General features: G+C 57.4%; 9 protein-coding genes. 4 read left to right on the top strand and 5 right to left on the bottom strand.

The window, feature by feature from the left end; genetic code table 11:
• Positions 1-321: 321 nt before the first annotated feature.
• The 3 genes from ACVDG4_RS08040 (at position 322) to ACVDG4_RS08030 (ending at position 4,220) form a co-directional block, all read left to right on the top strand.
• Positions 322-1,452, top strand: coding sequence for a type III PLP-dependent enzyme (locus ACVDG4_RS08040; RefSeq protein WP_447234651.1), 1,131 nt, complete (start codon positions 322-324; stop codon positions 1,450-1,452).
• Between the two features lie 9 nt (positions 1,453-1,461).
• A complete protein-coding gene (locus ACVDG4_RS08035; RefSeq protein ID WP_447234650.1) occupies positions 1,462-2,013 on the top strand; it encodes a GNAT family N-acetyltransferase in 552 nt (183 codons plus the stop codon).
• Positions 2,014-2,834: 821 nt separating this feature from the next.
• Complete coding sequence (locus tag ACVDG4_RS08030; protein WP_447235099.1) at positions 2,835-4,220, top strand: homospermidine synthase; 1,386 nt, start codon at positions 2,835-2,837, stop codon at positions 4,218-4,220.
• Between the two features lie 36 nt (positions 4,221-4,256).
• Here ACVDG4_RS08030 and ACVDG4_RS08025 read toward each other — a convergent pair whose 3' ends face one another.
• From ACVDG4_RS08025 to ACVDG4_RS08005, 5 genes are all read right to left on the bottom strand, one after another.
• Positions 4,257-4,919, bottom strand: a complete 663-nt coding sequence (locus ACVDG4_RS08025; protein WP_447234649.1) for a hypothetical protein — start codon at positions 4,917-4,919, stop codon at positions 4,257-4,259.
• A gap of 274 nt (positions 4,920-5,193) precedes the next feature.
• Positions 5,194-6,594 (bottom strand): selenium-binding protein SBP56-related protein, encoded by a 1,401-nt coding sequence (locus tag ACVDG4_RS08020; protein WP_447234648.1) that lies wholly within the window; start codon positions 6,592-6,594, stop codon positions 5,194-5,196.
• 179 nt (positions 6,595-6,773) lie between these two features.
• Positions 6,774-7,538, bottom strand: coding sequence for a Stf0 family sulfotransferase (locus tag ACVDG4_RS08015; RefSeq protein WP_447234647.1), 765 nt, complete (start codon positions 7,536-7,538; stop codon positions 6,774-6,776).
• A gap of 30 nt (positions 7,539-7,568) precedes the next feature.
• The gene (locus ACVDG4_RS08010; RefSeq protein ID WP_447234646.1) at positions 7,569-9,383 is read right to left on the bottom strand and encodes an adenylate/guanylate cyclase domain-containing protein; all 1,815 of its coding nucleotides are present in this window, start codon (positions 9,381-9,383) and stop codon (positions 7,569-7,571) included.
• 138 nt (positions 9,384-9,521) lie between these two features.
• Positions 9,522-11,120: a SulP family inorganic anion transporter gene (locus ACVDG4_RS08005; RefSeq protein WP_447234645.1), complete on the bottom strand. Its 1,599-nt coding sequence runs from the start codon at positions 11,118-11,120 to the stop codon at positions 9,522-9,524.
• Between the two features lie 370 nt (positions 11,121-11,490).
• On the opposite strand from ACVDG4_RS08005, the gene ACVDG4_RS08000 reads away from it, so the two are divergent.
• Entirely contained in the window at positions 11,491-12,150 is a 660-nt protein-coding gene (locus ACVDG4_RS08000; RefSeq protein ID WP_447234644.1) for a substrate-binding periplasmic protein, read from the top strand.
• The last annotated feature ends 1 nt before the right edge of the window (position 12,151 follow it).

The raw sequence follows: 12,151 nt of genomic DNA, 5'->3' as shown, positions 1-12,151 counted from the left end.
AACGACGTAAGAGGGCCCTTTTGGTCTCTGCCGGGGTTTCCAACCTCCGGGGTAACAGAAGAGGCACTTGTTACATCCTTGCCCGACGTGCGGTTCGGTTTCTCCCGATCCAATCAACGGCATTCCCGACGCGGGAAAGCTTTGCGCATCCATACCACGGTGCTGCATGGCCCAACCGTCGCTGAAGCTCCTTGTACGCCCTCCGGTTCCATCCCGGGGGTGGCGCGCTTGCATCTTTGGCACCCTGCGACGTGAAACTGCAGCGCCTAACAGCGATTTTTAAAGGCGGCTGCAGCCAGACATTGGAAAGGGGTAATCCCCATGAGCGAACGTATCCGCGAATTCCTCCGCCGACGCGACGAGGATGGTCCATGCGTTGTTGTCGATCTTGACATCGTCCGTGACAATTTCGAAGCCTTTGCCCGGTCCCTGCCGGACACGTCCGTTTATTATGCGGTGAAAGCCAACCCGGCGCCTGAAATCCTGAACCTCCTGGAAAGCCTCGGTTCTTCCTTCGACTGCGCCTCTGTCGGCGAAATCGAAATGGTTCTGGCAACCGGTGCCGATGCGTCCCGCATTTCCTATGGCAACACAATCAAGAAGGAGCGGGACATTGCGCGTGCCTTTGAATTCGGTGTCCGTCTCTTCGCCGTCGATTGCGTCGAAGAAGTCGAAAAAATCGCGCGGGTCGCGCCTGGATCTCGCGTCTTCTGCCGTGTCCTGTGTGACGGCGTTGGTGCCGAGTGGCCGCTCTCCCGCAAATTCGGCTGCGACCCTCAAATGGCGCCCGACGTCCTTGAGCACGCCCACCGCCTCGGTCTCGAAGCCTATGGTGTCTCCTTCCACGTCGGCTCCCAGCAAGCCAACCTCCAAGCCTGGGATTTCGCTCTCGCCATGGCGGCAGGTGTCTTCCGGGAAATGGCGCTGCGCGGCATCGAACTGAAAATGGTCAACATGGGTGGGGGCTTCCCGACCCGTTATCTGAAAGACGTGCCGGGTGTGCCGCGGTACGGCGAAGCCATTTTCCAGGCTCTGTCCAAGCACTTCGGCAACCGTTTGCCGTCGACCATCATTGAGCCCGGCCGCGGGATGGTCGGCAATGCTGGTTTGATCGAAGCGGAAGTCGTTCTGATTTCCAGGAAATCCGAAACGGATGAAGTCCGCTGGGTTTATCTGGACATCGGCAAGTTCCACGGTCTGGCCGAAACAATGGACGAAGCCATACGGTATCCGATCAAGACCCCACGTGACGGCGATCGTACGGCGCCTTGTGTGCTGGCCGGTCCGACCTGCGACAGCGTCGATGTTCTTTACGAAAAGACGCCTTATGAACTGCCGGTGAGCCTGTCGATTGGAGACAAGGTCCTGATCGAAGCCTGTGGTGCCTACACCACGACCTATTCCTCGGTTGGGTTCAACGGCTTCGCGCCGCTGGCCTCCTACGTCATCTGACGCAAAGCCATGATCGATATTGTTGACGAGGTGCAGGCGCATGTCTGTGCCCGCGAGGCGTTGCTCGACCTGAGTTTCGGCCTCGATCGCCATTTGAAGACATCGGAACGCCTGAGAGAAGGCCGTCTTCCGGTGTTCGCCTTCACAGCGCTTGACGCTAGCGGGAAGGTTGTTGGCACTGTGCGCCTGTGGGCCGTGGCAGACCGCTGGGCGCACCAGTCTCTTCTGCTTGGGCCCCTTGCAGTGGACCCTGAGTGCCGCGGCCTGAAAGTCGGCGACCGGTTGATGCGGCATGCGCTCAACCAGGCGGCCCTTCATGGTCATGGTTCAGTCCTGCTCGTTGGGGATCTACGCTACTACGAGCGCTTTGGCTTTGCCGCTGGTCTGCTGGAGGATGTAACGCTGCCGGGACCGGTGGACTATCGCCGCTTTCTTGGGCTTGAGATTGCACCTGGTCATTTGGCCGGATTGGAAGGAACACTGTGTGCAGCCGGTGTCCTCGATCCCATCTCGTCCTTTTCCGACGCCGGCGATGGTCTTGTGCTTTCCAAGCTCGCATAACTACACTCAGTTGAATTGAAAATTTGCCCGGAGGTCTTGCGCTTCCGGGCAAAAATTGTCATGCCTACAATAGGGCGCAATCAGTGCGCTTTTTGTGTGAGGGGAAACAAGAATTACCGGGCGCGAACATGCATTCACAGCAGCGGACCGGACAATGAATGGAGCTTTGGAATATGACAGACGACCCGAAGGGCGACGCACCAAAAACCGCAGCAGCGAAACCGGCAACCCGCCGCAAACCGGCTGCAGCGAAAACGACCACCGGGAGTGCGTCCGGTTCGAGAACGTCCCGCACCAAAGCTTCTGCGAGTAAGACAACAGCCGCCGCGAAGCCGGCAGCTGCCTCTACAGCACGCAAACCCGCGGCGTCCAAAGCTGCCTCTAAACCAGCTGCCACTAAAACAGCGGCGACAAGGGCGTCTGCCGCCAAGGCGGCAGCCACGTCAACCCCTGCTAAGTCAGCCGCTGCCAAGCCTGCGACAGCGAAGCCAGCTGCAGCATCCAAAACCGCTGCATCGGCAAAGGCTTCTGCTGCAAAACCCGCAGCCGCCAAACCGGCTGCTTCGAAGGCGGCTCCCAAGAAACCCCAAGCGACCAAGACAGCGACGACAAAACCGGCCGCTCATAAGTCTGCGGCGACCAAACCAGCCGCTGCAGCCAAAACCGCTACAGCGGCCAAAAGTTCAGCCGCGAAAACGGCAGCCGCGAAAACGACACATGGCAAAACGCCTGCAAAAAAGCCTGTGACCCGCAAAGCGCCTGCGAAAGCAGCCGCGAGCAAGTCGTGGCCGGTCCATGGCACGATCACGGGTCCGCTTGTGATGATCGGTCTCGGGTCGATCGGCAAGGGGACACTGCCGTTGATCGAGCGTCACTTCAAATTCGACAAGTCCCGGTTCACCGTAATTGACCCGGTCGATACCGATGCCAAACTGGTGACGGACAAGGGTTACAAGTTCCAGAAAGTAGGGCTAACCCCGGAAAATTACGAGGAAGTGCTGACGCCTTTGCTGACCGAAGGCGAGGGACAGGGATTTGTTGTAAACCTGTCGGTCGACACGTCCTCCCTCGACCTCATGAAGTTATGCCGCAACCTTGGTGTGCTCTACATCGATACAGTCGTCGAGCCCTGGCCCGGCTTTTACTTCGACGACACGGCGAAGGCCGCCGACCGGACGAACTACGCGCTTCGTGAGACGGTCCGCAAGGAAAAGAAGAAGAACCCTGGCGGAACCACGGCTGTGTCGTGCTGCGGTGCCAACCCCGGCATGGTGTCCTGGTTCGTCAAGCAGGCGCTCATCGATATTGCGACAGATACCGGTGTCAAGTTCGATGAACCGTCCAGCCAGAAGGACTGGGCGAAGTTGATGAAAAAGGTCGGCGTCAAGGGCATCCATATCGCCGAGCGCGATACCCAGCGCGCAAAAGAGCCCAAGCCGATGGACGAGTTCTGGAACACCTGGTCGGTGGAGGGCTTCCTGTCAGAAGGGTTCCAGCCGGCAGAACTCGGCTGGGGGACACACGAAACCTGGAAGCCAAAGAACGCCAAGGAGCACAAGAAGGGCTGCCGGGCTGCGATCTATCTGGAGCAGCCAGGAGCCAGTACCCGGGTGCGTACCTGGTGCCCGACACCTGGCCCGCAATACGGCTTCCTTGTAACCCACAACGAGGCGATTTCGATCGCGGACTACTTCACGCTGGAGGGCGGCAAGAAGCTGAAATACCGCCCGACCTGTCACTATGCCTATCATCCGGCAAATGTTGCGGTTCTGTCGTTGCATGAGCTCTTCGGATCGGCAGGCAAGATCCAGGAAAAACTGCACGTCCTCGATGAAAGCGAAATCCAGGACGGCATTGATGAGTTGGGTGTCCTTCTCTATGGGCACAAGAAGAACGCCTATTGGTACGGTTCCCAATTGTCCGTTGAAGAAACCCGCAAGCTGGCGCCGTACCAGAACGCGACCGGTCTGCAGGTCACATCAGCGGTTCTCGCCGGTATGGTCTGGGCGCTGGAAAACCCGGAAGCCGGGATCGTTGAAACAGACGAGATGGATTACAAGCGCTGCCTGGAAATCCAGAAGCCATATCTGGGGCCAGTGAAAGGCTACTACACCGACTGGACCCCGCTTGATGGCCGTCCGGGCTTTTACCCCGAAGACCTCGACACCAGTGACCCCTGGCAATTCAAGAACATTTTGGTGCGGTAACAGACAGGCTCATGAAAACGGACGGGCGGTGCTCCTTCAAAGCGCCGCCCACAATCCGATGCCGCCGACCAGGATGAGGCTGAGGGCCCAGACCACATCCAGATTGAACCAGCTCTGGGAGACGAATTTCAGCCCCAGAATACGGTAGACCGCGTAAGCGACAGCGCCGCCCGAGAGGATCATCGCTGCGGTGTGAAGAACGGCGACGCCAAGGGCAATGCCGATGTTGAAACTCATGAGCTGAACAGGCGCACCATAATCGGGTCCCGGACCGCCCGGCCCGCACAGACCCAGATAGATCGGGACAAGCATCAGTCCCGCCCCATGCGCCATGGCAACCAGAAACGACCAGAGCGCAAGGCGGGACGGTTTGACCCGGGACAAGAAGCGGGGGTGGCGCCGGTTGATAACGAGGTAGAGCCCGGCCGCGATCACGAGACCCGAAGCGCCAATTCTGATTTCCCGTTGATACTCGACCAGCACAAACATCGCCGCAAAGGGCAAAAGAATGCCGAGCATGGCGAGCAGGTGGCCGAAGCCGAGTGCTGCGAGCGCACGGAGCAGGGCCGTCCGCTGGCCTTCAAACAGCGCTGCGGATACGGCAAGGGGCCAGCCCATACCGGGATTGATGCCGTGATAAATGCCTGAAGCCACAACGACGAGCCAAAGGCCTGCCGCCGAGGTCATGAAGTCTGACAAGTTCGGTCTCCAGAGCGGGTCGCGTTTAATCGAGTTCATTTGATGAGCTTACTGAGTTCATTCGGCAAGGCGCGTCGTGGAGCGCGGCCTGGTTGGCCGGGCAAACGTCGCAACGCGGCCGATGGGCTCAGTAAGCTAACCCTTCGGGCCGGACAATTTTTGCCTCTGGCTTTGTTGTGGTCCGCTTATGGTACCCCGCACCACCGCGCGGACCACGCCTCGCCAGAAACAAAAATCGTCTCGGTCAAATGAAACCGATTAAATGCGACCCACTCTAGACAGACGGATAGCAGAAGCTGTCCGTTGAGCAGTCCCCGCCCTCAAGCCGGATCTGGTGGCTGCGGTAGCCTTTCGGGAACTCGACGTAGAAGTCAGGATCAAGCTCCAGTCCGCCGCCTTCCTGAACGTGGGCAACGACCATCGCCGCACCCCGTTCGCCTGGATAGAACTGGTCATCCCAGGTGGAGTAGAGCGAATTGGTCCAGAAGACCCGCTTTCCGTCGCGGCTGATCTCGACCATCTGCGGGCCGTAGCCGAAATCCTTGCCGCTGGGATGTTTGGTTTTCTTGACGATCCCGCCAATCTCGACCTTGCCGGCCAGTTTCGGGTTCATGGGGTCGGAGACGTCATACTGGTGCATTTCGCCCTGGCCCCAGCAAGAGACGTAAAGGTACTTGTCATCCAGGCTGAGATCGATATCGGTCACCAGGGCCGGAACCGCGCCGAACCCGGCCAGCAATGGTGGCAGTTCTTCGGCATCGGCCGGTTGAGGCGCAATGGTGATTGTTTTCTTGGCTTCAAACGTCCCATCGTCGTTCCGCCACCAGGTGAAAATAGCACCTTCCAGATTGGTCGTGTCGACGACGACACCAACAAAGCCATACTGCTTGACTGGATCATGCGCAGGGCGGATTTCCAGCGCCATTTGATGGTTTTCACCCAGATCAATCGTCTGGATGTTTTTCCGGCCGCGCAGATCCCAGAAGTGAATCTTGTGGCCGTATTTGTTGCTGAGAAGATCTTCCGGAACAATGCCGTTTTCGAACTGTGGCGGCAGGGCCCATTCGGATGAGACCATGTAGTCGCGCGGCAGGTTCCACCAGAAATCATAGTGTTTATCCTGGATGCCGCGTTCGATCTCATACCGGCCGATGATTTCGAATGTTTGGCAATCCATGATGAAAATGCCGGGAGGCCCATCCGTTCCGTCCTCACCGCCGCCGCCAAGGGTAGAGACGTATATACCTTCCGGACCGCAATGGATGGTATGTGGGCGGGAGTAACCTGTCTTTTCAAAGACTTCTTCCGGCTCGATGATCTTGTGGATCTTGGCCTTGAGCGGCTCCTTGACATCAATCACGTAAATCCGGCTCGACCGGATGCCGGGAATAATCAGATATCGGCGCTCCAGGAACGCATGTCCTGTCAAAGGGGAGAGGGCGGAGGAACAGGCGTTCCAACCGAAATGGTGAAATTCATCGCCCGTGTTGGGCATCATGACGGAGTGCAGAATTTGTCCGTAAGTCTTTGACTTCGGATCGACATCAACGACTGCCAGACCATCGGGCTGCGAAAAATCCGGGCTCAGCATCAAAGTGAAAGCGAGCGTTTCCGCAGGGGCTTCCATGGCGATTTTCGGCGACGCATAAAACGTCGGATCAGGTCTGACTGTCATGCTTTTCCTCCCTAAGCGCCTGTGCCTGGCCGCCTCAAAAACGAGCGGATTTAACCTGAGGTGACAGGCGCAATTGGAAGTAAACGCGCGGGTTCGGCAGCGGTCAAGAAAAATGACTTCCGCAGCGTCTTCATTCGGTTACTTGGGTCTGCTGTTAAGCTGGTCCGGCTGACCCAGCTTTAGGAGCCTGTAGCAGACTGGTCCTGAAACCTCTTGATCCAGTCCGCGTTAATGCTGTCTGCGAGTTTGGCAACACCTGGCTGGACAGGATCTGCCGCGGATGGCGGAAGGTTCAGGGCGGTCAAAACCCTTTTGAGTTCGGTTTGTGGGCCGGCACACAGATCGTCGTAGGACAGGCGAAGCGGCTCAATAGCCTGCTCGGCAAACCAGTCGTTCCAATCCCGATCGAATTGAATGAATTGATCGCGGCAGTCTTTCAATGCCGCAAAATCATAGACTGGATCTGCAGGAGGAGAGAGACGTTCTAGCTCCGAGCCGTCGGCGGCCCTGTGCCATAGGCCGCTTTGTTGTGCTTTGACGAAAGAAACCGCCTGGGAGAGCTTGTCCGGTCGTGTGAGGTGAACGAACAGTGTGCGGCCAAACACGGCCTCAAAACGGGCCTTGTCCGTTGGTTCATCTTGGCAAAGAGTGCGGAGTTGGCGGAAGAAGAAGTCGAAGCTGTGCCGCTGGAGCCGCAGTCCGAACAGACCTTTGTTCGCGGCTCCTTGTTCGATCGCGGTATGAATCAAGAGCCTCAGGTACTCCAACTCGCTCATTCCAGCTGGGCGGGAGACGCCGAGATCAGACGCCCATTCTCCAAGATTCGGTTTGTGAAAATAAGACTTCGGGTGGCCTGCAACACCGGTCTCGGCGAGCATTTTACAAAGCAGAGTACTTCCGCTTCGAGGAGAGGTGCATAGAACGTACGACTGAAATTCTGACATCAAAACGAGCTTTAGAAATCTATGTTGAGCTTACGGGAGGATCCGCAGAACGGTCACCGGTTCGTCCCGGCCTTTTACCTTGTGCGGTCCAATAGGTTCAAGGTCAAGGTTGTCCGAAAGCGAAGCTGCAACTTCTTCAGACGCCGTGATAATCACATCCGCGTTCGGATCGATTTCTTTGCCGAGGCTTTCAAGGCGGGCGGCGATGTTTACCGTATCGCCGATCACCGTGTAATTAACCCGCTCCGGCGCGCCGATGTCGCCGACAACCAATGGGCCGATATGAAGTCCGATGCGAATGCGCACGGGTTTTTCGCCGCGCTCGACGCGTTCCAAGTTGTCCTGACGGATCGCGGCGGCAATGCCGACGGCCGCAGTGGCAGCCGCTCCTGCCGGATTGTCGAGCGTTTCCGGCGCACCCCAGAAGGCCATCACCGCATCGCCGATGTATTTGTCGATCGTGCCGTTTTGTTTCTTGATCTCTGCCCCGATCAAGGACAGGTGGTGGTTGATAAATTTGGCGGTTTCGCTCGCTGATAGTCCCTCAGAGAGCGATGTATAGCCCGCGATATCGGTGAAGAGCACCGCAACCTCGCGCTCTTCCGGAGGCGTTTCGGTCCGGCCTTCCTGCAGAAGGCGTTTGACCAGACTCGTTGGAACGTACCGGTTAAAGGCCTTGAGGCCCGCGACCATGGAATTGAAGCCTTTTGAAAGATCGTCGAGTTCGCGGATTGTGCTTGGCGGCAAGTCCTCCACCTTCCCAAGGTTCAAGTCCGCAACATCCTTTGCCGCGACGGACGCCCTTTTGACAGGCACCGAGATCCGGCGTGCAAGGAGACCCGACCCCAGCAGCGAAATCCCAAGCAGGCCAAGGCCGGTGAGCGCAGCGCTCGACAGCTGATTTATGGAATGCTCCAGAAAATCCGCCGGAAAATGAACGCCGATGCGCACGGGCAACCCCCGGAACCGTCGATTTTCATCCTCTAGGACGAGAAACCGCTTTTCACCGTTCTCGTCATAACCGGAGTACAGCGTGTCGCGCGGGTTCAGATCGTAGGTCCGGTTGCCGATCTGCCTGAGTTCAGAAAAACCGGCGAGAAAGGGATCGGGCACATCGTTGACATCCACCAGAATGTTGTCGGGGCTGAGATCTGCAAAATGATGGTTGAGACCTGGGTGGGCAATGATCTCGGTGGTGCCCACTTCCATCAGGAAGACGGTAACGTCGTCGTCCGAGAGGTACCGGGTGATGTCCGACATCCGGTAAAGGGACATTCCGAGGATGATACTGCCGAGATACTCATCCGCCTCGTGAAGCGGTTTGACATATAGCAGGTACGTGTTGTCGCGTTCAGGAAGGAAGATCGGTTTGCTCCAGAACGAGGAGTAGGTTGAGCGCGCCCGGTTGAAGATCGGGGCAACAAGCGGTTCGTCCAAGTTCACCGAAAACGTCTCGGACAAGAGCGTGCCATCGCCGGGGCCGCGGTCGACCATAAGCCCCGCGCCATTGGCGTCAATCAGCAGCGAGAATGACACAAAATCCAGCGGAGCCAGAGATCCGAAGAGGTACTGCTCGGCCTTGTCGGTGTCATCAAAACTGAGCGTCCCCATGTCGAGCGCGCGCGCTGTGTACCGTGCAGTCTTTCGGATCGCATAAAGCTGTTCGGCGACCGCAGCTTCCAGACCGTCCATGCCATTGTCGATGAGCTCTCCACCCAACTCCCGCACGACGTCTCTGGAAATGACGGCCTGGACAATAAGGACGGCGCCGGCTGTCAAAAGAACGAACAGACCCAAGACAGTCGTCAGGGCCGGTGTTATGCGAAACTTTTTGGCGTGAGACACTGTGCTGGTTTGTCTTTCTTGTTTGCATGCTGCTTGTCTCACTGAGTTAGAATCAAGAAACCCCGCAAGGTCAATGACCGTGCGGGGTTTCTGTCTAACTATTCAGGTGGACCGCTCGCCAGCCCGAAGCAATGTTTCTTATTTTGCTTTTTCAGGCGTGTCGAACGTGTGGCCGTAATCGACAGCGATTTCGTAGTCCGGGTCTTCCAGGACGGAGACCTCAACCAGATTGCCAGCCTTGTTCAAAAGCCTCTGACAGTCAGGCGACAGGTGACGCAGGTGCAGGCGCTTGCCAGCCGCCAGATATTTGGAAGCCAGCGCATCGATTGCTTCCAGGCCCGAATGGTCGACAACGCGGCTGTCCATGAAGTCGACAACCACATCTTCCGGATCGTTCTGCGGATCGAAGAGGTCTACAAATCCGGTCGTGGAACCAAAGAACAGCGGGCCTTCAAGGCGGTAGACCTTCCAGCCTTCCTTGCTCTTGCCGATTTTCGCGTTGATGCGGCTTGCTGCATTCCAGGCATAGGCGAGGGCTGAGATGATCACGCCGACAACCACCGCGACGGCAAGGTCGGCATAAACAGTTACGCCCGTGACGATGATCATCACCAACGCGTCGGTCAGCGGGATCTTATGCATGATCTTCAAGCTGGTCCAGGCGAAGGTGCCGATGACCACCATGAACATGACGCCGACCAGCGCGGCAACCGGGATCTGCTCGATCAGGGAAGAGGCAACCACGATAAAGGACAAGAGGAACAGCGCCGCAGCGATACCGGAAATCCGGGTGCGGGCGCCGGATTTCACGTTGATCATCGACTGGCCGATCATGGCACAACCACCCATGCCGCCGAAGAAGCCGGTGACGATGTTTGCCGTCCCTTGAGCAACACATTCCTTAGAGGCACCGCCCTTGGTGTTGGTCATGTCCGCAACGAGGTTCAGCGTCAGAAGGGATTCAATCAGGCCAATCGCGGCGAGAATGATCGCATAGGGCAAAATGATCTGTAGCGTTTCAAGGTTCAGCGGGACCATCGGAATGTGGAACGTCGGCAAGCCGCCGGCAATGGACGCAAGATCGCCAACTGAACGGGTGTCCAGGCCAAGGCCCAGGACCAGGCCGGAAACAACGAGAATGCCCGCAAGTGGTGCTGGAAACGCCTTTGTAAATCTGGGGAGCAGGTAAATCACAGCCATGGTCAACGCGATCAGGCCAAGCATCAGATAGAGCTGCGAGCCGGTCATCCATTCCTGGCCGCCGGCACCGTCCGGAACCTTGAACTGGCCGAGCTGGGCAAGGAAAATCACGATGGCAAGGCCGTTGACGAATCCGAGCATGACCGGGTGCGGCACCATGCGGATGAACTTGCCCCAGCGCAATACGCCAACGGCGATCTGAATGATCCCCATTAACACGACGGTGGCGAAGAGGTATTCAACTCCATGTTGGGCAACAAGCGAGACCATCACGACGGCAAGCGCGCCGGTTGCGCCGGAGATCATGCCCGGGCGGCCGCCGATGCAGGCTGTGATCAGACCGACAAAAAAAGCGGCATAGAGGCCAACCAGTGGATTGACGCCCGCCACAAAAGCGAAAGCAACGGCTTCCGGCACCAATGCAAGTGCAACGGTCAGGCCGGCAAGGAGTTCGGTCTTGATGCGCGCAGCATCGAGTCTTGTCGATTGAACAGGCGCAACGGCCTCGGCTCGTCCGGTCAAGGCGGGCTCCAACATATCTAGCGTGTGTTTGGCAGGTCTTGGGCCGCGGTTTGGCCCCCCACGGCAGACTGACCTCAGTCAAGTTGCTTGTCTTTTACTGGAAATATTGCGCCGCAGCAAGGCGCGCTGTGCCGGGCAGCCATGCAACGGCGGGAACCCGCCGGTTTCAACAAATACTCCCTGTCAGAAATGCTTAGAATTTCGGGAAGTATTTCTGAAAGTTCTTGGGTTTTGAAATCATTATCTTTTTTGTGATTTTTAATCCTATTGTACGAAAAGAAAAATGGTGCGGCGGAATACGCAGTTCATGTTGTGTCGTTTCTATGCATTTTGCTTTGTGGTGTTGGTTTGGGCTTCTCCTTCTCAGGCAGAGCAGGACACGCTCGTGATTTCGACGATCGAAAATTCGCCGTTGACCGAGATTGTCGAGATCATCATGACACAAGCCTATGACCGCTTGGGCATTCCGATTGAGATCTATCCAACTTCTGGAAACAGGTCTTTGGTGGTGTCCTCAAGCGGCAAGGTTGATGGCGAGCTTGTCCGTATTGGAGCAGTCAAAGAGCACTATCCCACCTTGGTGCAAGTGCCGGTCCCGAACATGGAATTGAAGGGGGTCGTCTATGTGCGCGGGGCCGACAAAGATCAGATTGTAACTGGAAATCTTGCGAAGCTGCGTGTGGGCTATCTGGAAGGTATTGTTCAAGCGGAACAGTTCACACAAGGTTTTGAGAACTTGTGGGCCGGACAGTCGGAGATCGAGCTGTTTCGTCTGCTCGCGGCTGGCCGCCTCGATGCGGTCGTCAGTGATCAAATCGACGGTGCGCTGGCCATTGCCGAACTTGGCCTGGCCGATGTCGTTCCCCTGGGGCGGCCGTTTCAGGTGGAACCGATGTTTCACTATCTGAATGAAAAGCATGCGGCGCTGGCACCGCAACTGGCCGCTGTTCTGGCAGACATGCGCGGTAGCGGTGAGTTGGAGAAAATCGTGGAGACCGCTCTGGAAGCCATGATCACCGGTCAAGGCAACCCAAGCGCCGATTAGT

Source organism: Roseibium sp. MB-4 (genome assembly GCF_053005265.1).
The sequence above is the reverse complement of the archived record's forward strand: the minus strand, read 5'-3'. Positions and strand labels throughout refer to the sequence as shown.